This window comes from Actinoplanes sp. NPDC048988, from assembly GCF_043197815.1.
GTDB lineage: Bacteria > Actinomycetota > Actinomycetes > Mycobacteriales > Micromonosporaceae > Actinoplanes.
Genome location: NZ_JBICTW010000004.1, coordinates 334,685 through 354,103, shown reverse-complemented (window position 1 = coordinate 354,103; position 19,419 = coordinate 334,685). Strand labels below are relative to the sequence as shown.

Annotated in this window: 15 protein-coding genes; 7 read left to right on the top strand and 8 right to left on the bottom strand. The window is 72.0% G+C overall.

The window, feature by feature from the left end; genetic code table 11:
• The first annotated feature begins 12 nt into the window (after positions 1-12).
• Complete coding sequence (locus tag ACGFJ7_RS16075; protein WP_360239869.1) at positions 13-603, top strand: fibronectin type III domain-containing protein; 591 nt, start codon at positions 13-15, stop codon at positions 601-603.
• On the opposite strand, the gene ACGFJ7_RS16070 is transcribed toward ACGFJ7_RS16075, so the two are convergent.
• The 5 genes from ACGFJ7_RS16070 to ACGFJ7_RS16050 all read right to left on the bottom strand — a co-directional run bounded on the left by ACGFJ7_RS16070 (position 587) and on the right by ACGFJ7_RS16050 (position 6,281).
• Complete coding sequence (locus tag ACGFJ7_RS16070; protein WP_392642568.1) at positions 587-1,420, bottom strand: NAD-dependent epimerase/dehydratase family protein; 834 nt, start codon at positions 1,418-1,420, stop codon at positions 587-589. The two genes, ACGFJ7_RS16075 and ACGFJ7_RS16070, sit on opposite strands and share 17 nt — an antisense overlap.
• Before the next feature lie 235 nt (positions 1,421-1,655).
• Positions 1,656-3,131 carry a cytochrome P450 gene (locus ACGFJ7_RS16065; protein ID WP_392642567.1) on the bottom strand — a complete coding sequence of 492 codons (1,476 nt, stop codon included), beginning with the start codon at positions 3,129-3,131 and terminating at the stop codon, positions 1,656-1,658.
• Between the two features lie 23 nt (positions 3,132-3,154).
• On the bottom strand, positions 3,155-4,567 hold the full coding sequence (locus ACGFJ7_RS16060) for a class I adenylate-forming enzyme family protein (protein ID WP_392642566.1): 1,413 nt from the start codon (positions 4,565-4,567) through the stop codon (positions 3,155-3,157).
• Entirely contained in the window at positions 4,567-5,301 is a 735-nt protein-coding gene (locus tag ACGFJ7_RS16055; RefSeq protein ID WP_392642565.1) for a glycosyltransferase family A protein, read from the bottom strand. The genes ACGFJ7_RS16060 and ACGFJ7_RS16055 overlap by 1 nt, the downstream gene beginning before the upstream one ends.
• Positions 5,298-6,281: a ketoacyl-ACP synthase III gene (locus ACGFJ7_RS16050; RefSeq protein WP_360239857.1), complete on the bottom strand. Its 984-nt coding sequence runs from the start codon at positions 6,279-6,281 to the stop codon at positions 5,298-5,300. Before ACGFJ7_RS16050 ends, ACGFJ7_RS16055 begins: the two co-directional genes overlap by 4 nt.
• 64 nt (positions 6,282-6,345) lie before the next feature.
• On the opposite strand from ACGFJ7_RS16050, the gene ACGFJ7_RS16045 reads away from it, so the two are divergent.
• Genes ACGFJ7_RS16045 through ACGFJ7_RS16035 form a run of 3 tightly spaced genes read left to right on the top strand, consistent with a single transcriptional unit; the run spans position 6,346 to position 9,090 of the window.
• The gene (locus tag ACGFJ7_RS16045; RefSeq protein WP_360239854.1) at positions 6,346-7,920 is read left to right on the top strand and encodes a Na+/H+ antiporter; all 1,575 of its coding nucleotides are present in this window, start codon (positions 6,346-6,348) and stop codon (positions 7,918-7,920) included.
• Positions 7,917-8,183, top strand: coding sequence for a UBP-type zinc finger domain-containing protein (locus ACGFJ7_RS16040; protein ID WP_360239851.1), 267 nt, complete (start codon positions 7,917-7,919; stop codon positions 8,181-8,183). The genes ACGFJ7_RS16045 and ACGFJ7_RS16040 overlap by 4 nt, the downstream gene beginning before the upstream one ends.
• A 1-nt stretch (position 8,184) precedes the next feature.
• The gene (locus tag ACGFJ7_RS16035; protein WP_392642564.1) at positions 8,185-9,090 is read left to right on the top strand and encodes a ketopantoate reductase family protein; all 906 of its coding nucleotides are present in this window, start codon (positions 8,185-8,187) and stop codon (positions 9,088-9,090) included.
• Here the strand turns inward: ACGFJ7_RS16035 and ACGFJ7_RS16030 are convergent.
• Together ACGFJ7_RS16030 and ACGFJ7_RS16025 are read right to left on the bottom strand one after the other, a co-directional pair.
• The gene (locus tag ACGFJ7_RS16030) at positions 9,073-10,290 is read right to left on the bottom strand and encodes a glycosyltransferase family 4 protein (RefSeq protein WP_360243448.1); all 1,218 of its coding nucleotides are present in this window, start codon (positions 10,288-10,290) and stop codon (positions 9,073-9,075) included. The two genes, ACGFJ7_RS16035 and ACGFJ7_RS16030, sit on opposite strands and share 18 nt — an antisense overlap.
• Before the next feature lie 64 nt (positions 10,291-10,354).
• A complete protein-coding gene (locus ACGFJ7_RS16025) occupies positions 10,355-12,241 on the bottom strand; it encodes an amylo-alpha-1,6-glucosidase (RefSeq protein ID WP_392642563.1) in 1,887 nt (628 codons plus the stop codon).
• Positions 12,242-12,464: 223 nt separating this feature from the next.
• Here ACGFJ7_RS16025 and glgX point away from each other — a divergent pair, with 223 nt between their 5' ends.
• The 3 genes from glgX to treZ are packed head-to-tail and all read left to right on the top strand — an operon-like array spanning position 12,465 to position 18,577.
• The gene (gene glgX, locus ACGFJ7_RS16020) at positions 12,465-14,576 is read left to right on the top strand and encodes a glycogen debranching protein GlgX (protein WP_360239842.1); all 2,112 of its coding nucleotides are present in this window, start codon (positions 12,465-12,467) and stop codon (positions 14,574-14,576) included.
• Positions 14,577-16,847, top strand: coding sequence for a malto-oligosyltrehalose synthase (gene treY, locus ACGFJ7_RS16015; protein ID WP_392642562.1), 2,271 nt, complete (start codon positions 14,577-14,579; stop codon positions 16,845-16,847).
• Positions 16,844-18,577, top strand: a complete 1,734-nt coding sequence (gene treZ, locus ACGFJ7_RS16010) for a malto-oligosyltrehalose trehalohydrolase (RefSeq protein WP_360239836.1) — start codon at positions 16,844-16,846, stop codon at positions 18,575-18,577. The genes treY and treZ overlap by 4 nt, the downstream gene beginning before the upstream one ends.
• 210 nt (positions 18,578-18,787) lie before the next feature.
• On the opposite strand, the gene ACGFJ7_RS16005 is transcribed toward treZ, so the two are convergent.
• On the bottom strand, positions 18,788-19,396 hold the full coding sequence (locus ACGFJ7_RS16005) for a hypothetical protein (protein ID WP_392642561.1): 609 nt from the start codon (positions 19,394-19,396) through the stop codon (positions 18,788-18,790).
• Positions 19,397-19,419 lie beyond the last annotated feature (23 nt).

Here is a 19,419-nt window from a genome sequence, read left to right as displayed (position 1 = left end):
CGGAGGCTGCGAGTGCGTCGTCGTTGGCTGGGCACCATGGGACTGGGCACGCTCGCGCTGGTGCCGTTGCTGGCCGCGTGCGGCAGCGGCGGCAGCACGCCGAACGCGCCGGTCACCCCCGGCACCACCTGGGTCCGCGTGGCCAACGGCAGCGCGACACCGTCCCCGGTGGTGACCGGCGCCAAGTCGACCGCGACCCCGTTCCCGACGGGCTTCCTGCCGCTGCCGAGCACGACGCCGGCGCCCACCCCCACGGGCTCGGCCTCGTGCCCGCCGAACAAGCGGAACCCGATCAACGGCGCCACCGCGGTCACCGGCGCCACCTCGGCCACCGTCACCTGGTACAACCCCGGCGGCGACAACCTGGTCGACTACCGGGTCACCGCGATCAGCCACGACGCCCTGCTCGGCGAGCAGCGCGACATCGGCTGGACGGTCGTCACCCCCGGCCCCGCCTGCGCGATGATGAGCGCCACGGTGACCGGCCTCGACCGCGACACCCGCTACGAGTTCTCGGTCGACGCGGTCACGACCCGCCTCGGCAGCGACGGCACGCTCGCCAAGACGGTGGCCCGTTCACAGGTGGTCAGCACAACCGCGTGACGGGGGCGTACCCGCACGCCAGCGCCCGCCCGATGTCCAGCACCAGGCCGTCGGTGACTTGATCGATGGAGTACGGCGTGAGCATCGGCTCCCGCCGCCACGAGCTCACCACGGCAACGGCCCGAGCGACGGCGACAGGCACATGCCGTACGGGCACACCGAGCACCGCCGCCACGGCCGAGTCCCGCCGGTACACGACATCGTCGGCGATGTTGTACGCCCCGGCCGGCCACCGAGGGGCGGCCAGGCAGGCCTGGGCGAGGTTGCCGACCGCGGTCAGACTCAGCGGAACGTCGGGCCCGGGCAGCCAGGCGCGCCCACCCCGAACGGTCCGCCGCAGCCGGGGCAGCAGGTGGGGATCGCCGTCACCGTAGACGGCGCGCGGCCGCAGCACGACCTTCCCGGCGTCGAGGGCGAGGCGTTCCCCGGCCGCTTTGGTACGCCCGTAGGCGGTCCGCTGCCCGTCGGTGGGATGGTCCTCGCCGACGGCCCGGTCATAGGGCCCCGGCCGGTAGACGCTGGCACTGCTGACCCACACCACGGGCCGATCCCCGGCGGCCGCGAGAAGCCGCCGGGTGCCGTCGACGTTCACCCGCTCGAAGTCCCCATGCCGCGAGTCCCCGACGGCCGCCGCCAGATGCAGCACCACATCAGCACCGGAAAAGTCGGGCACCTCCCGCGCGGCGTCCCACGGCCGGTGCCGCCCGACCGGCCCCGGCCGCCGCCCGTGGCAGGTCACGTCGTGCCCGTCCGCCGCCGCTCGCCGAGCCACTTCCGCCCCGCAGAACCCACTGGCTCCCGTCACCGCGACCTTCACCGAGCCTCTTCCCTCCCGCAAAACCCACTGGCACCCGTCACCGCGACCTTCACTGAGCCTCTTCGCTCCCGCAAAACCCACTGGCACCCGTCACCGCGACCTTCACCGAGCCTCTTCGCTCCCGCAGAACCCACTGGCATCCGTCACCGCGCCACACCTTCACCGCCACCGTCATCGGCGCAGCAACTTTCGCCGCGCGCTTGTCCGTCGTCGTAGTGGGGTCCGCGGGCTTCCGTCATCGCGGCTCATCCGCACAGCCTCCGTTGCCCGGGCGCGGTCGGTGGCCTTCGCGACTCTCATCGGTGCGATGCGCCGCCGGCATGGCAGACGCGGTGCCGGGGAACGCCTCCGGGCAACCGGTGCGTTGCCCGGGGACGCGAGATGCGCCGGCGGAAGGGGCCTCATGCGGGACGCGAGATGCGCCGGCGGAAGGGGCACCATGCGGGACGCGAGATGCGCCGGCGAAAGGGGCACCATGCGGGGCGCGCATCGTGGCTCGCACGGTCAAGGAGCGCCAGCCCGGCAACGCGGAGCGGCGGTCGGCCCGGGCCCGTACGACCGTCGGGCGGGAGGGGGCCAGGGCGGCCAGAACGTCCTCCAGCTGGGTGCGGGCGAGGCGGGCGCCGGGGCAGGCGTGCGGGCCGGCGCCGAAGACCAACTGCGAGATCTGGGCCGGCGCCGGATCCTCGGGACACGGGTCGCGGCGGTGCGCCTCGGCGGCGTGCCGGGCGATCAGCAACATACGGTCACCGCCCCGGACCGGGCAGCCACCGACCTCGGCCTCGGCCGCCGCCACCCGCGGCAGCAGCGGAGTGGGCGCGGTGACCCGCAACAGCTCCTCGGCCAGCGCCGGCGACGCGGCGTGCTCCCACAGCCCGGCGTCGCAGGCCCAGGCCACCGCCCGGGGAATGGCCGCCACGGTGGTGTTGATCGCCGCCACGGCCAGCATCGCCGCCAGCGCCGCATCCTCTCGTCCGCCATCAAAGGCCACACCCTGCCGCCCAGAGTCGAGCGCTGCGCCCCGCCGGTCGGGGTCGGCGGTTGGGTCGCGCCGGGCGGAGTCGAGCGTTTCCGCCCGTTGGGCAGGGTGGAGGGCTGCGTCTTCGTCGGCGGGCGAGAGGGCTGCGGCGCTTCGGGTGGGGTCGGGAATCGCGGGTGGGGCGGTGGGGGTCAGGAGGGTGAGAAGGTGGGCGGCGGCTGCTTCGGCCGACTTCTCGGCGCGGTGGCGGGCCGGGCCGGGCAAGTGGGCTCGGGCCGCGGCGGCGGCGGCCTTCCGGGCGGCCGCGGCCAGCGTCAGGGGGTCTACGTCGACCTTCAGGAGGGCCGCGGCGGTTGCTCCGGCGATCTCGGCCGTGAGGGGGACCAGGTCGACGTCCTCTCCTTTCTCCAGCGACTGAAGGCGGTCGGCGAGCAGGGCGGTCCAGATCGGGCGCAGGCGGGCCACCCCGGCCGCGCCCAGCAGGTCGGCGGTGCCGCGGCGGGTGTCGCGGTGCTCGTCGCCGTGCTGGTCGAACAGGGCGCCGCGGCCCGCGAGCGCGCCCGCGGCGCCGCCGGTCGTGCCCTCGGCCGTACGGTCCAGGGGGACCTTGGTCAGGGCCTTCCGGTATGCCTCCCGGTCGTGCACCAGCACATTGCGGCCGATCCGCAGCGCCGGCCGGCGGCGGGTGACGGCCAGCAGCGCGAAGAGGACCGGATGGCTGGCCAGGTACACGCGCCGATCACGACCGCGGGCGTTCACCGGCGGGCCGCCAGGGCCGCGGTGGCTTGGCGGTCGGGTTTGCGGGAGCGGCCGGCCAGGGGGATCCGGGCGAAGACGAGCCGGTCGGGGCGGGCCGAGCCCATCCGGGCCAGCGGCTCGCGGAGAGCCGACCGCACCGTGCGCTCGTCCGCGCCGGCCGTGGTCTGGACCACCGCCACCACGTGTTCGTCGCCGTCGCCGGCGGGGACGCCCACGAGCAGGGCCAGTTCGACGCCGGGGACGTGCAGCGACGGCTCGTACAGGCCGGGATAGATGTTCTCCGCCCGGCGCAGGATCATGTCCTTGGCGCGGCCGCCCAGGACGACCTTCCGGTCCTCCGTGACCCGGCCGATGTCGCCGGTGGCGACCCACTCGAAGGGATCGTCGCCCAGGTAGCGGTCGGCGGCGGTCGGGCCGGACAGCAGCAGCTCGCCGTCGGGGGCGACCTGGGCGGTGACACCCGGCAGCAGCCGGCCGGCCAGGTCGCCGTCGCCGGTGAAGGCCGCTTTCTCCGACTCTTCGACGGCCGCGGCCGGGAAGACCTCGGTCAAGGCGTAGACGCCCCACGCCTCGGCCGCGCCGGAGCGGCGTACGGCCGAGAGCAGGGCGGCGCTGACCGGGGCCGAGCCGCTGTAGACGCGGCCGGTGAAGCGGGCGCCCGCGGCCAGGCCGGCGCGGATCTGCGGCGGGGTCAGGTAGGTCGCCTGCGGGTTCAGCTCGCGGATCTGGCGGGGCAGGGCCCGCCGCGACGGGAAGGCCACCGGGGCGCCCCCGGCCAGGGACGGCACCAGCACGAAGAACGTGCCGCCGAGCACCGGCGCGCCGGGCACCGGGCGGACCAGGTCGTGGACGGCTGTCATGCCGGCCGTGAGGGAACGGCGGGTGTGCACCACGGCCCGGGGGCGGCTTGTCGTGCCCGAGGTGAAGACGATGACGGCGTCGCCCTCACCCTCGTACCGCCGGGGGAGACGGCCCGGCCGGGGACGCAGCGCGGGCGGCGAGCCGGGCAGCCGGCGGCCGACGGTGCGCACCGGCGCTATCGCGCCGAGTTCGGGCAGGGCGAGGTGGGCGCGGCGGGCCAGGCGGGCGGCCCAGCCGGCCACGGCCTGGGCGGCGGCGTCGGCCAGCACGAGCTTGGGCGCGGCCAGGGCCAGGCGGGCCCGCAGGACGTCCGGGCCGGCGGTCGGGTCCAGCACGGCGACGCGCAGGCCCAGGTGGTACGCGGCGAGCAGGGTGGCCAGCGAGCGCGGTCCCGGGCGTACGGCCAACGCGATGGTGTCGCCCGGATCGAGGTCGGCGAGCGCCACGGCGTAGCCGCGGACGAGCTCGGCCAGTTCGCCTCGGGTGGCGCCGGGCAGGGCGGGGCGGCCGTCGCCCGCGTGCAGGGAGTCGAGGAGTTCGGTGAGCATCAGCGCGGGTCCGCCGTCCGGAGGCCGCTGCCGCGGTCCAGGTACCACTTGGCGGTGCCGAGTACGCCGTACGCCCGAATCCGCCTGGTGGAGTTGGCGACCACCATCTCGCGGCTGTGGACGATGGCGGCGGTCGTGCGCCGCACGCGGTTGAGGAAGGTGCGGTCGGTGGGGGAGGGGCGCCGGGGCATGCCGCCGCACACCTGGTAGAGCTCGGCGGTGATGGCCATGTTGTTGCCGGCGTGCATGCGGTACGGGGCCTTGAACTCGGGCTTGCGGTGCGCGGGGCGGATGCGGCCGAAGAAGGCGGCCAGACCGACCAGCACCCGGAAGAAGCCGCGGCCGAGGGGACCGTGCTCGTCCGCCCGGGCGGTGATCTTGCCGCAGGCCATGCCGTTGCTTCTGGTCAGGGCCTCGCGAGCGGCGGCGACCCAGCCGGGGGCGGGAAGGCAGTCGGCGTCCGTACGGGCCAGAAAGACAGCGCCCGCCGCGATGGCGTGCCGGAAGCCGGTGTCGACCGCGCAGCCCACGCCCTTGTCGGTCTCGATGAGCAACTGGACCGGGAACGGGGCTCGGAAACGACGGACCACGGACGCCGTGCCGTCGGTCGAGTTGTTGTCGACGACCAGCAGCGTGAAGTCGGTGTCGGTCTGCGCCGCCAAAGCATCGAGGGTCGCCGCGATCCGGCTTTCCTCGTTGTACGCGGGCACGACCACCCAGAGCGGCGCGCTCATGACACCTCCCACACCATGGTCATCAGGCTGACGCCGCCGCCGAGTCCGACCATCAGCACCCGATCTCCCGGGTTCAAGTCCGGATATGCCCGAGCGAGCTGGACGCCCAGCGTGGCCGAGGCCATGTTGCCCAGCTCGTCGACCGTGATCACGAGCTTGTCCTCGGGAACGCCGGTGACCTCGACGAAGCGCGACAGATACGGCAAGGTCACCTGATGGACCAGCACGCGGGCGTAATCGCTCCAGGAGTGGTCGAAGCGCTTCATCACGCGTGCGATCAGTCCGGGGCCGATCTCCTCGAAGACGGCCCGGAGACGGCGGCCGTCGCCGGAGAAGTACGTGTGCTCGTCACCCCGGGGGTGCCGGGACCCGCCGCCGAAGATGCCGCCCACGGTCCAGTGTTCGGAGTGGGTCTCCGCGTCCACGTCCAGGATTCCGCCGGTGGCCACCGGCTCGACCAGCACGGCCGCCCCGGCGTCACCGAACGTGTAACCCGCCAGCGCGGTACGGGCCTGGGCAAGGCTGGTGAGAGAGGGCCGCATGGCCCGGGTCGGCGTCTCACCGGTGACCACCAGCGCGGTGCGCGCCCGCCCGGTGAGAATCATCGAGCGGGCCAGGTCGATGCCGTTGAGGAAGCTGTTGCAGGCGTTCGTGACGTCCAGCGCGTGCGCCCGGCTGCCCAGCGCGGCCTGCACCACGTGCGCGGTCGCCGGCTCGGCCATGTCCCGGGTGGCGCTGGCGAACAGCAGCAGGTCGATGTCGAGCGGATCGCGGCCGGCGTCGGCCAGCACCTTGGTCGCGGCGTCGACGGCCAGATCCGAGGCGTACTCGTCGTCGGCCGCCACCCGGCGCCGGGTGATCCCGGTCGCCTGCTCGAACATCCGCGGGGGCAGCTTCGGCGCGACCCGCCGCTGGAGTTCCGCGGTCGTGACCTCGCGGGCCGGCAGGGCGTACGCGATCCCGGTTATTCCCACATTCATGGGCGACAGCCTGCCGTACGAACGTGATCCGGTCGTGAGCACGAGTACTTATAAGCTTCCCGCCATGGAGAGCATCGTCGACGTGGTCGTGTTGGTGGCGATCTCGGTGATCGGCGCCGCTCTGGCCCGCCGCCTGGGTTTCGTCGCCCCCCTCGTGCTGTTGGTGGCCGGCCTCGCGCTGTCGTACGTGCCGGGTTTCCCGGACGCTCATCTCGAGCCCGAGATGGTGCTGATCGGCATTCTGCCGCCGCTGCTGTACGTGGCCGCGCTGGAGACCTCGGTGCCCGCGTTCCGCCGGGCCCTGCGGCCCATTCTGCTGCTCGCGGTCGGCCTGGTGCTGGTCACCGCGTTCGCCGTCGGCACCGCCGTTCACCTGCTGATTCCCGAGATTCCGTACGCCGCGTGCGTTGCCCTGGGCGCGGTCGTGGCCCCGCCCGACGCGGTGTCCGCGACGGCCATCGCGCGCCGGGTCGGCCTGCCGCGCCGGGTGGTCACGATCCTCGAGGGCGAGAGTCTGCTCAACGACGCGACCGCCCTGGTGATGGTCCGCATCTCGGTCGGCGCGCTGGCCGGCGCCGCGGTCGGCTTCTGGCCGATCGCCGGCGAGGTGGCGCTCAAGGCCGGCGGCGGTCTGGTGATCGGGTTCGTGGCGGCGTTCCTGGCGGCCAAGCTGCACCGCAAGATCGAGGACTCGCTGCTCGACGACGCCGTGTCGTTGCTCACGCCGTTCGTCGTGGTGATCATCGCCGAGGAGGTGCACAGCTCCAGCGTCGTGGCCGTGGTGATCGCCGGCCTGTACCTGGGCCACCGCCGCCCGTACCTGCTGTCGGCCACCTCGCGCCTGCAGATGGACGCCATCTGGCGGATGATCAACTTCCTGCTCGAGGGCGTGGTCTTCCTCATGGTCGGCCTGCAACTGCGCAGCATCGGCGAGAGCATCGAGACGCCGGTCGCCACGACCATCCAGGTGTCCGTGGCCGCCGTGCTGGTGGTGATCCTGACGCGGTTCGTCTGGATGTACCCGGCGACCTACCTGGCCCGGCTGCTGCCGAAGGTCCGCAACCGCGAGGAACGGCCGCCGGTCGCGGTGCCGACCGTCATCTCGTGGGCCGGCATGCGCGGCGTGGTGACGCTGGCCGCCGCCCAGACGCTGCCGGTGCCCGGGGAGAACGGGGTGCCCGACTATCCCCGCGACCTGTTCATCTTCGTGGCGTTCGTGGTGATCGTGGTCACCCTGCTGCTTCAGGGCACGACCCTGCCGTGGCTGGCCCGGGTGCTGAAGGTCCGCGAGGACACCACGACCGAGGACGCCCTGGCCGAGGCCGGAGTGCAGCATCAGGCGAGCCGGGCCGCGCTCGAGGCGCTGGAGAAACACGCCGACGGCGCGCCCGCCTCGGTCGTCGACCGGCTGCGCGCCCTGGTCGACAGCCGCTCCAACAACGCGTGGGAGCGGCTGGGCAATCAGCAGCAGGAGACGCCGTCGGCGGCGTACGGTCGGCTGCGGCGCGAGATGATCGGTGCGGAGCGGCGCGTCTTCAAGGTGGCCCGCAACGAGGGCCGTATCCCCGAGGAAGTGCTCACCCGCGCCCAGCGCGATCTCGACCTGGAAGAGTCCCAGCTGACACGGAGTGAAGATTGACCTGCCTGCATCTCAAGGAGTCCGGCGACCCGGCACCCCAGTCGGCGTATTCCGACGGCTGCCCCGAGTGCGTGGCCGACGGCCATCACGACTGGGTCCACCTGCGTAAATGCCTCACCTGCGGAAAGGTGGCCTGCTGCGATTCGTCGCCGCGGAGGCACATGTCCGCGCACCATCAGGAGGCCGGTCACCCGGTGATGAAATCGTTCGAGCCGGGCGAGAACTGGAAGTGGTGCTTCGACGACGAGCTCCTGGGCTACTGACGTGCGCATCCTCTTCGTCGGAGCGGGCGCGACCGGCGGCTACTTCGGTGGCCGCCTCGCCGCGGCCGGCCGGGACGTCACGTTCCTGGTCCGGCCGCCGCGCGCGGCGTCCCTGAGCGATCGTGGCCTGAAGATCATCGGACCGGACGGGACGACTTCGGTACGGCCGCGCACGGTCGTGGCGGGGCAGATCGACGGCCCGTACGACATCGTGGTCATCGCCGTGAAAAGCTACGGCCTCGAACAGGCGATGATCGACCTGGCGCCCGCGGTGGGCACCGGGACGGTCGTCATCCCCCTGCTCAACGGCATGCGGCACGTCGAGGAGCTGGTGGGCGCGTTCGGCCCGTCCCGCGCCTGGGGCGGCGTCTGCCTGATCCACGCCAGCTTGAACGCCGACGGCGACGTGGTCCAGATGACCGGCCTGCACAAGCTGAGCTTCGGCTCGCTCGACGGCACGGAGCGCCCCGAGGTCGAGGCGGCACTGAGCGGCACCGAGTTCGACGCCTTCGCCTCACCCACGATCGTCCAGGACATGTGGGAGAAGTGGGTCTTCCTGGCCAGCCTGGGCGCCGCCACGACCCTGATGCGGGCCACGGTCGGCGACATCAACCGCGCCCCCGGCGGCAACGCCTTCGGCGCCCGCATCGCCGCCGAGGCCATGGCGATCGCCACCGCGGCCGGCCACACCCCGCGCCCGGCCGCCGTGTCCGTCCTGCAGAACGGCCTCTCCACCGACCAGCCCATGACCTCGTCGATGTACCGCGACATGATGGCCGGCCTCCCGGTCGAGGCCGACGCCATCCTGGGCGACTTCGTCGCCGAGGCCGACAAGCACGGCGTCCCGGTGCCGGCCCTGTCCGCCGCCTACACCAACCTCGCCATCTACTCAGCTCAGCGGGGTTAGCTGAGCCAGGACGCTCTCGGCCTCGCGGGTGACGCGGTCGGCGTCGTGGTGGCGGGCCCGGTCGTAGGTGTCGAGGGTGGCGGCGGCGATGCCGGGCCAGGCGAAGTCCTCGCGGACCTTGCGGCGGCCCCGGCGGGCCATGCGGCGGGCCAGGTCGCGGTCGGTCAGGACGGTGTCGACCGCCTCGGCCAGGGCATCGGGGGAGCCGGGGGTGAACTTCACGCCGGTCACGCCGTCGTCGACGATCTCGGCCAGGCCGCCGGTGTCGGCGACCGCGATGGGGGTTCCGGCGGCGGCCGCCTCCAGGGCGACCATGCCGAACGGCTCGTAGATGCTCGGCACGACGTAGCAGTCCGAGGCGCCCATCAGGGCGGTCAGGTGGTGGCCGGTCAGGAAGCCGGCGAACGTCACCCCCTCGGTGGCCAGCGCCTCCAGCTCCGCGCGGTAGGGCCCGTCACCGGCGATCACCACGCGCAGGCCCGGGTGCCTCTCCCTGAGCGCCGGGACCGCGGCCAGCAGGTGCTGCACGCCCTTCTCGTAGACCAGGCGGCCGGCGAAGCTGATCAGCGGACCGTCCGAGCCGGCGAAGCGGCGGCGGGCCGCGGCGACCGCGCGGGGGCGGGCGAACCAGCGGAGCTCGTCGACGCCGTTGTAGACCACGTCGACCCGGGCGGCCGGGACGTCGAAGAGCCGCTGCACCTCGTCGCGCATGTAGTCGGAGCAGACGATCGTGCGGACCGCCTCGTGGGCCAGCCAGCGCTCGATGTCGTCGATCGTGCGGTTGTGCGGGTGCGGCAGCCAGCCTTGGTGGCGGCCCGACTCGGTGGCGTGGATGGTCGCCACCAGCGGGATGTCCAGGTGGTCGCGGACCGTCACGGCGGCGTGGGCGACCAGCCAGTCGTGGGCGTGCACGACGTCGTAGGTGCCGGTGCGGGCGGCGCGCAGGGCGGCCCGGGTCAGCGTGTGGTTGAAGGCCATCGCCCAGGCCAGCAGGTCGCCGTCGCGAACCTCGAAGCGGGGCGCGTCGTCGGGGGCCCGGATGATCCGGACGCCTTCCGCGTACTCCTCCCGCAGCGTGCCCGGCGTGTGCCGGGTGACCACCGTGACCTCGTGGCCGGCGGCGGCCAGGGTGGTGGCGAGCGCGTGCACGTGCCGGCCCAGGCCGCCGACCAGCAGCGGCGGGTACTCCCAGGAGAGCATGAGGATGCTGGTCACGGCTCGTACCTCCACGATGATTTGATCTTGCAGTGCGGCGAAGCCGCTTTCAGAGGTTCAGTTCTGTGCGGAGTAGTTCGGCGACGGAGCGGGCGGAGAACGGGCTGCCCGTGGCGCGGTGTGGGGGGTCGCCGTCGGCGGTTTCGCTGACCGATCCCACGCCCCACTCGGACAGATGGGCCTTCAGGCCGGTGAGCAGGCCGTCGGTGGGCAGGCCGGTGGCGGCGCAGGCGTCGGCGTACGGGCCGATCAGCCATGGCCAGACCGTGCCCTGGTGGTAGGCGATGTCGCGTTCGTCGCGGTCGCCACGGTGCACGCCCTGATATCCGTACTCGCTCGGGGCGAGGGTCCGCAGCCCGAGCGGCGTCAGCAGTGCCTCGCCCATCGCGAAGAGGGAGGTTCCGCGCATCGGGCCGTGCGGCAGTGACCACGCGAGCAGCTGGTTCGGCCGCAGCGTCGGATCGTCGTGGTGGGCGCCGGCGCCCAGCGGGTAGGTCGCCGCCGGCCCCTCGATCACGTCGTAGAGCCAGCCCTCGGGCGCCGGGAAGCGGTCGCGGAACGCGTGCTGGGCCCGGGCGTGCCGGTCGCGTAGCGAGGAGTCGTCCAGTCCGGCCTCGACGTGCAGGTCGGCCATGGCCGCCAGCGCGTTCACCCACAGCGCGTTGATCTCGACCGGTTTGCCGACGCGGGGCGTGACCGGGCCGTCCTCGGTGAAGCCGTTCATCCAGGTGCCCGCGTGCCCGAGCCGCAGCAGGCCGTCGGCCGGGTCGAGATCGAGGGGGCCGCCACCGCCGAGCCGTTCGCCGAGCAGCCGGCCGAGCGGTCCGATCAGCTCGGCGGCCAGGTCGCTGTCGCCGGTGCGCCGCACATGCCGGTCGACGGCGTGCACCAGCCACAGCGGCGCGTCCGGCGAGTCCTTCGGCGCCCATGATCCTTCGGGTTCTGTCCAGGTCGAAGACGCGTTTCCGGTACGGGCGGTCAGCAGCTCCCGGCCCTCGTCGGCCCGGTTCGTGTCCAGGAACAGCCCCTCGTACGCGGTCATCGTGTCGCCGAGATAGCTGCCGAACCACGGGTACCCGGCCACCACGTCCGGCCCCTGGGGCGTGCGCACCACGAAAGCGTCGGCCGCCAGCACCAGCGTCTCGTCGGCCTTGGCCCCGGCGATCAGCTTCCGCGCCCGTACCCGCGCCTCGGTGATCACCGCCGTGGCCGGCGGCGGCCGCCGCCCGAGGTCGCCCGCCCAGGCCGAGATCTCCAGGGTCGCGCCCGGATTCACCCGGTCGAAGTACGTGCCCGCGTGCCACAGGTCCTCGACGGCCGGCAGGCCACGCGCCTCCTCCTCGCGGGCGAAAGCGCCGAGATGCCACTCGCCGGCGGGCTGCCAGCCGGGGCCGGCGATCCGGTACGCGTCCTCGACGACCACCCCGTCGGCCACCTGCTCGGCCCGCAGTCCGGGCCCGGAGGCGTGCCGTTCGCCGTGCGCGTCGCGCCACGTGCACATGGCCGCCACGGCCAGGCCGACCGGCCCGGGCGCCGACACCACCCGGTGGGTCACCCCCACCGACGGGTGGCCGTGCCGCAGGGCCAGCTCCCGCTCGATCACCACGTCGCCGATACGCCAGCGCCACCGCGGAACCCCGTCCACCAGCGCGAACGTCTCCAGGTAGCGGTGCCCCGCGGGCGCGACGGCGCCGGAGGCCCACTCGTGGGTGTAGAGCGGCACCTTCGTGCCGGAGGGCAGCGTCACCGTCAGGTCGAGCGCGGCCAGCGCGGTGTGCCGGATCGCGGTGGCGGGGTCGGCCACGGTGAGCAGCGAATGGTATCGGCGGGTCCGCAAGCCCGGAACGGTGCCGGTGGCGAACCCACCCGTGCCGTCCGTGACAAGCCATTCCCGGGTGGTGGAGCCGCAGTCGTGCGGTCCGAAAATGATCGGCACGACGCATCTATGCTCAGTTTCGGCGGTGGCAAACCATGTCGCCCTTACCTGTTCGGCGGGTAACCGGGCGGTCGCGCAGACGCCGTACCGGCCATCGGCCACAATGACGCTGACGTGACCTCAGATGATTACGCCACCGGATCGCGGGGCAAACCAGCCCCGCCGCCGGCACGCCATCAGCTGTGGTCGCAGCGCACCGACGGTCGAGGGGTGGGAGCAAGAAATGCAGGTTTGGCCTGGTCACCGGTACCCGTTGGGTGCCACGTACGACGGGACGGGCACGAACTTCGCGATCTTCGCCGAGGGGGCCGAGGCGGTCGAGCTGTGCCTGTTCGACCCGTCCGGAAACGAGCGGAAGGTCCAGCTGCACGAGCAGGACGCGTTCGTCTGGCACGCCTACCTGCCCGGCGTCGAGCCGGGGCAGAGGTACGGCTACCGGATGTACGGTCCGTACGACCCGTCGCGTGGTCTGCGGTACAACCCGCACAAGCTGTTGCTCGACCCGTACGCGCGGGCGGTCGACGCGGACATCGAGTGGCATCCGTCGCTCTACGCGTACGACTTCGAGAACCCCGACCAGATGTCGGATCTCGACTCCGCCCCGTACATGTCCAAGGGCGTCGTGGTGAACCCCTACTTCGACTGGGGCAACGACCGGCGGCCGGACATCCCGTACCACCACTCGGTCATCTATGAGACCCACGTGAAGGGTCTGACCGAGCGGCACCCCGAGGTCCCCAAGGACATGCGCGGCAGCTACTCCGCGATCGGGCACCCGGCGATCATCGAGCACCTGAAGAGCCTCGGCGTGACGGCCGTCGAGCTGATGCCCGTGCACCAGTTCGTCCACGACAACCGGCTGCACGATCTCGGGCTGCGCAACTACTGGGGCTACAACACGCTCGGGTTCTTCGCGCCCTACCACGGCTACTCGTCGACCGGGACGCTCGGGCAGCAGACCCAGGAGTTCCGCGGGATGGTCAAGGCCCTGCACAAGGCGGGCATGGAGGTCATCCTCGACGTCGTCTACAACCACACGGCCGAGGGCAACCACCTGGGCCCCACGCTGTCGCTCAAGGGCATCGACAACCGGACGTACTACCGGCTGGTCGACGACCAGCCGCAGTTCTACATGGACTACACCGGCACGGGTAACAGCCTGAACGTGCGCAGCCCGCAGAGCCTTCAGCTGATCATGGATTCGCTGCGCTACTGGGTGACCGAGATGCACGTCGACGGCTTCCGCTTCGACCTGGCCTCGACCCTGGCCCGCGAGTTCTACGACGTCGACCGGCTCTCCACCTTCTTCGAGGTCGTGCAGCAGGACCCGGTGGTCGGCCAGGTGAAGCTGATCGCCGAGCCGTGGGACGTCGGGCCCGGCGGCTACCAGGTCGGCAACTTCCCGCCGAACTGGACCGAGTGGAACGGCAAGTACCGTGACACGGTCCGCGACTTCTGGCGCGGCGAGCCGGCCACCCTGGCCGAGTTCGCGTCCCGGATCACCGGCTCGGCCGACCTCTACCAGGACGACGGCCGCAAGCCCTTCCACTCGATCAACTTCGTGACCGCGCACGACGGGTTCACGCTCAACGACCTGGTCGCCTACAACGACAAGCACAACGAGGCCAACGGCGAGGAGAACCGGGACGGCGAGAGCCACAACCGGTCGTGGAACTGCGGCGTCGAGGGCCCGACCGAGGACAAGCAGGTGCTCCAGCTGCGGGCCAAGCAGCGGCGCAACTTCCTGGCCACGCTGATGCTCAGCCAGGGCGTGCCGATGATCTCGCACGGCGACGAGCTCGGCCGTACTCAGCAGGGCAACAACAACGCGTACTGCCAGGACAACGAGCTCTCCTGGATCGACTGGGGCAACGCCGACGAGACGCTGCTCGAGTTCACCCGCAAGCTGACCGCGTTCCGCCACCGGCACCAGGTGTTCCAGCGCCGCCGCTTCTTCACCGGCCTGCCGGTGACCGCCCGCGGCGGCGGCGACCCGCTGCCCGACCTGGAGTGGTTCACCCCGGACGGGCGGCCGATGGCCGGCGACGACTGGGGCAACGACTTCGGCCGGGCGGTGGCGCTGTTCGTCAACGGCGAGGGCATCCGCGAGCGCGGCCAGTACGGGCAGCGGCACGTGGACAGCTCGTTCCTGCTGTTCTTCAACGCGCACGACGCGCCCATCGAATTCGCCACTCCGCCGGCTGAGTACGGCGAAAAGTGGGAAAAGGTCATCGAGACGGCCGAGCCGTCCCCGGATCAGCCGTCGGTCGTCGAGGCCGGCAACAAGATCTGGGTCCCCGACAGGTCCCTCATCGTGCTCGACAGGACGGTTTAAATGGCTCCTTCCGGAACCTACCGAGTCCAGGTCCGCCCCGACTTCCCGCTGTCCGCCACCGCCGAGCTCGCCGACTACCTGGCCGATCTCGGTGTGTCGCACCTGTACACCGCTCCGCTGCTGACCTCGACTCCCGGTTCCGAGCACGGCTACGACGTGGTCGACCACTCCAAGGTGAACCCGGCGCTGGGTGGCTGGGACGGTTTGCGCGCTTTGTCGCAGGCCTTGAAGAACGCGGGCCTGAACCTCGTCGTCGACATCGTGCCCAACCACGCCGGAGTGGCGGTTCCCTACGCCAACCCGACGTGGTGGGACGTCCTGCGACGCGGGCGCGAGTCCGAATTCGCCGATTTTTACGACATCGACTGGTCACGCGGGCGGTTGCTGATCCCGGTGCTGGCCGACGACCCCGACGCGCTCGACGAGCTGCGCGTCGAGGACGGGGAGCTGCGCTACTACGACAAGCGCTTCCCGATCGCCGACGGGACCGGCGAGGGCACGCCGCGGGAGGTGCACGACCGGCAGCACTACGAGCTGGTCAACTGGACCCGCGGCGACTCCGAGCTCAACTACCGCCGGTTCTTCGCCATCGTCGACCTGGCCGGCCTGCGCGTCGAGGACCCCCGCGTCTTCGAGGCCACCCACGCCGAGATCCTGCGCTGGCACCGCGAGGGCATCGTCGACGGCATCCGCGTCGACCACCCCGACGGCCTGCGCGACCCCGGCCAGTACCTCGACCGCCTGCACGAAGCCGCCCCCGGCGCCTGGCTCGTCATCGAGAAGATCCTCGAGCCGGGCGAGGAGATGCCGGCGTGGCCGGTCGCCGGCACCACCGGCTACGACGCCCTGGCCGAGGTCGGCGGCGTCTTCGTCGACACCAGCACCGAGGCCTTCTTCGACACCCTCGACCGGCACCTGACCGGCAGCGAGCGCTCCTGGCCCGACCTGGTCCACGAGGCCAAGCGCACGGTGGCCACCACCCTGCTCGCGGCCGAGCTGGCCCGGATGGCCCGGCTCGTGCCCGAGATCGAGGCCGCGCCGCAGGCCCTGGCCGAGCTGGCCGCCTGCTTCCCGGTCTACCGCTCCTACCTGCCGTTCGGCTCCCGGCACCTGGCCAAGGCCCGGTCCGAGGCCGGCCGCCGGCGCCCCCAGCTGATCCCGGTCCTCGACCAGCTCACCGGGCGGCTGCGCAACCCGGCCGACGAGCTGGCCGTCCGGTTCCAGCAGTTCACCGGCGCCGTCATGGCCAAGGGCGTGGAGGACACCGCGTTCTACCGCTGGACCCGGTTCACCGCGCGCAACGAGGTCGGCAACGACCCGGCCAAGTTCGGGGTCAGCCCCGACGAGTTCCACGAGGCCAGCGACGAGCGGCACCGCAAGTGGCCGACGTCGATGACCACCCTGTCGACCCACGACACCAAGCGCAGCGAGGACGTGCGGGCCCGGCTGGCCGTGCTGGCCGAGGTGCCGGGGGACTGGACCGAGGTCGTACGCCGGTGGGTCCGGGTGGCGCCGCTGCCCGACCCCGCCCTGGCCCACCTCGTCTGGCAGGCCGCCGTCGGAGCCTGGCCGATCGAACGGGAGCGCCTGCAGGCGTACGCCCTCAAAGCCGCCCGGGAAGCCGCCACCGGAACCTCCTGGCAGCACCCCGACGAGACCTTCGAGGCCGCGCTGCGCGCGATGGTCGACAAGATGTACGACGACCCGGCGCTGAACCGGGAGCTGACCGATTTCGCGGCGTCGATCACGCCGCCGGGCTGGTCGAACTCGCTCGGCCAGAAGCTCGTGCAGCTGACCATGCCGGGCGTGCCCGACGTCTACCAGGGCACCGAGCTGTGGGACTACTCGCTGGTCGACCCGGACAACCGCCGGCCGGTCGATTTCTCCCAGCGGCGCGAGCTGCTGGCCCGCATCGACGACGGCTGGCTGCCGCCGGTCGACGACACCGGCGCGGCCAAGCTGCTGGTGACCAGCCGGACGATGCGGCTGCGCCGGCAGCGGCCGGAGCTGTTCGCCTCCTACCGTCCCCTGTTCGCCGAGGGCCGGGTCGGCGAGCACGCGCTCGCCTTCGACCGCGGTGGCGCGGTGGCCGTGGCCACCCGGTTGCCGGTGGGCTTGTCACGTCACGGCGGCTGGGGTGACACCACCTTGTCACTCGATGGTCACAGCTGGCTGGAAGTATTCACGAATACGAGCTACGGCGGGAACAAGCTGCAAGTTTCCGAACTGCTGCGTACGTACCCCGTCGCTTTGCTGGTGAAAGAGACATGACGACATTTGAGGTTTGGGCGCCGGAGAAGACTGTCCGGCTGCGCATCGGTGGGGACGAGCTGGCGATGGAACGCGGCGACGACGGGTGGTGGCGGCTCGACGTGCCGTCGGCCGGGCCCGGCGCCGACTACGCGTACGTCCTGTCCGGTCAGGAGACGCCGCTGCCGGATCCCCGCTCGCCGTGGCAGCCCGAGGGCGTGCACGGGCCGAGCCGGGTCTACGACCAGTCGGCCTTCGCCTGGAGCGACGAGGCCTGGACGGGCCGTCAGCTGCCCGGTTCGATCCTGTACGAGCTGCACATCGGCACGTACACGCCCGAGGGCACCTTCGACGCCGCCATCGAGCGCCTTGACCACCTGGTCGAGCTCGGCGTCGACCTGGTCGAGCTGCTGCCGGTGAACTCGTTCAACGGCGAGTACAACTGGGGCTACGACGGCGTCTGCTGGTACGCGCCGCACGAGGTCTACGGCGGTCCCGACGGGCTCAAGCGGTTCGTCGACGCGGCCCACCGCCGCGGCCTCGGTGTCGTGCTCGACGTGGTCTACAACCATTTCGGGCCCTCGGGTGCGTACGCGCCGATGTTCGCCCCCTACCTCAGCGCGGCCGGCTCCAACCCGTGGGGCGACTCGGTCAACCTGGACGGCCCGCACGCCGACGAGGTCCGCCGCTACATCATCGACAGCGCCCTGATGTGGCTGCGCGACTACCACGTCGACGCGCTGCGGCTCGACGCCGTGCACGCTCTCGTCGACCACTCCGCGGTCAACCTGCTCGAACAGCTCGCGGTCGAGGTGGAGTCGCTCTCCACCCACCTGAACAAACCGCTGTCGCTGATCGCCGAGTCCGACCTCAACGACGCCAAGCTGATCACGCCGCGTGAGGCCGGCGGCTTCGGCCTGCAGGGCCAGTGGGCCGACGACGTGCACCACGCGCTGCACACTCTGCTCACCGGAGAACGGCAGGGCTACTACGCCGACTTCGGGTCACTGGACTGTCTCCAGACGGTCCTGGAGGGGGCGTTCTTTCACGCCAACACGTGGTCGAGCTTCCGTCAGCGCCACCACGGGCGCCCGGTGAACCGGGCGCTGATCCCTGGTCACCGCTTCGTCACGTACCTGCAGAACCACGACCAGATCGGTAACCGGGCCATCGGTGACCGGATCTCGGCCACGCTGTCGCCCGGCCTGCTCAAGATCGGCGCGACGCTGCTGTTCACCTCCCCCTTCACGCCGATGCTGTTCATGGGCGAGGAGTGGGCGGCCAGCAGCCCGTGGCAGTTCTTCACCAGCCACCCCGAGCCCGAGCTGGCGGCGGCGGTCCAGAACGGCCGGCGCCGCGAGTTCGCCACCCACGGCTGGGCCGAGGCCGAGGTGCCCGATCCGCAGGATCCGGCGACCTTCCAGCGCTCGAAACTCGACTGGGACGAGCTCGGCAAGCCCGGCCACGCCGAGATCCTCGACTACTACCGCCGGCTGATCGCGCTGCGCCGCGAGCGCACCGACCTGTCCGACCCGCGGCTCGACCGGGTCGAGGTCTGGCACGGCGACAACCACCTGGTGATGAAGCGCGGCAACTGCGCGGTGGCGGTCAACCTGGCCTCCACCCCGCAGACGGTGAGCCTGCGCGACGTACCCCGCAAGGTCCTGCTGGCCTCGTCCGACGGCGTCGTCCTGCAGCGCGACCGGGTCGAACTGCCGGCCGAGACCGCCGTGGTGGTCGCCTTCCGCTGACGCGAGTGGCATCCCGGACGGTCGTGCTCGACACCGTCCGGGATGCCGAGGCGCCGGAACCTCGGCCTCCCGGGGCGGAGCAGCGACCGTCCGGGTGCGGGAAGCTCCGATCAACCGGTCGACGGGACAGCAGCATCCATGGGGGCACGGACGCGTCCGGTTGTCGTCCAGGGCTTCCTTGGCGCGCGGGGTTCCCGGCGCCCATGACCACTAAACCTTCACGCCACGCCATTTCTGGCTGAGCGGATAGGCCAGGCCGCGGGCGCCGTGGATCGCGCCGGTCGGGTGCAGATCAGGGGCGGTGTGGCGCATCGGGTTGTACGCGGGCGGGTCGTCCACTTCGGCCCCCAAGGTGACCCGGCCGACCGCCCGCTCGTCGACGTACAGCGCGATGACGCCGTGCTTCATCCTCGCTCCGAGGTAGACCTTGCGGTCACCGCCGGTCCGGTAGGCCAGGATCGAGCCGTACACGGTGTCGTAGTCGCGGCGGGGTACCGGCAGATGGCGCGTGAACCGGCCTTTCCCGCAGGTCGACACGAGCAGGTCGATCGGGGCGTCGCCGTGCACCCGGATCGCGATGCCGCGCACGTCGAGGCGGTCGCCGTCCGTGCCGAGACCCTTGGAGATCCGTACGGTGATCCGGTGGCGGCCCGGGCGGTCGAGCAGAGCCGCCCCGGTGTTCCCGCCTCCCCAGATCTCCAGCTCGCCGTCGAACGTGCGCCCCTTCGGGTGCAGGAAGCGCTGATGCCGCGACTTGACCACCCGGACCGCCAGAGCCGCGGCCACGGCGGTGATCGCTACGACGCGTACGGCTCTCATGAACCTGGACTACCCGGCGCGGC

What these genes read in the sequence shown, in the direction of transcription:
- ACGFJ7_RS16060 (WP_392642566.1), bottom strand. Translation starts at nt 4,567, where the DNA reads ATGCTCACCGAACTCCTCGACTCCCTGCACGCGGGCGACGGCCGCCCC.
- ACGFJ7_RS16055 (WP_392642565.1), bottom strand. Translation starts at nt 5,301, where the DNA reads ATGAGCGCGCCGCTCTGGGTGGTCGTGCCCGCGTACAACGAGGAAAGC.
- ACGFJ7_RS16050 (WP_360239857.1), bottom strand. Translation starts at nt 6,281, where the DNA reads ATGAATGTGGGAATAACCGGGATCGCGTACGCCCTGCCGGCCCGCGAG.
- ACGFJ7_RS16045 (WP_360239854.1), top strand. Translation starts at nt 6,346, where the DNA reads ATGGAGAGCATCGTCGACGTGGTCGTGTTGGTGGCGATCTCGGTGATC.
- ACGFJ7_RS16030 (WP_360243448.1), bottom strand. Translation starts at nt 10,290, where the DNA reads ATGCTCTCCTGGGAGTACCCGCCGCTGCTGGTCGGCGGCCTGGGCCGG.
- glgX (WP_360239842.1), top strand. Translation starts at nt 12,465, where the DNA reads ATGCAGGTTTGGCCTGGTCACCGGTACCCGTTGGGTGCCACGTACGAC.
- treY (WP_392642562.1), top strand. Translation starts at nt 14,577, where the DNA reads ATGGCTCCTTCCGGAACCTACCGAGTCCAGGTCCGCCCCGACTTCCCG.
- treZ (WP_360239836.1), top strand. Translation starts at nt 16,844, where the DNA reads ATGACGACATTTGAGGTTTGGGCGCCGGAGAAGACTGTCCGGCTGCGC.
- ACGFJ7_RS16005 (WP_392642561.1), bottom strand. Translation starts at nt 19,396, where the DNA reads ATGAGAGCCGTACGCGTCGTAGCGATCACCGCCGTGGCCGCGGCTCTG.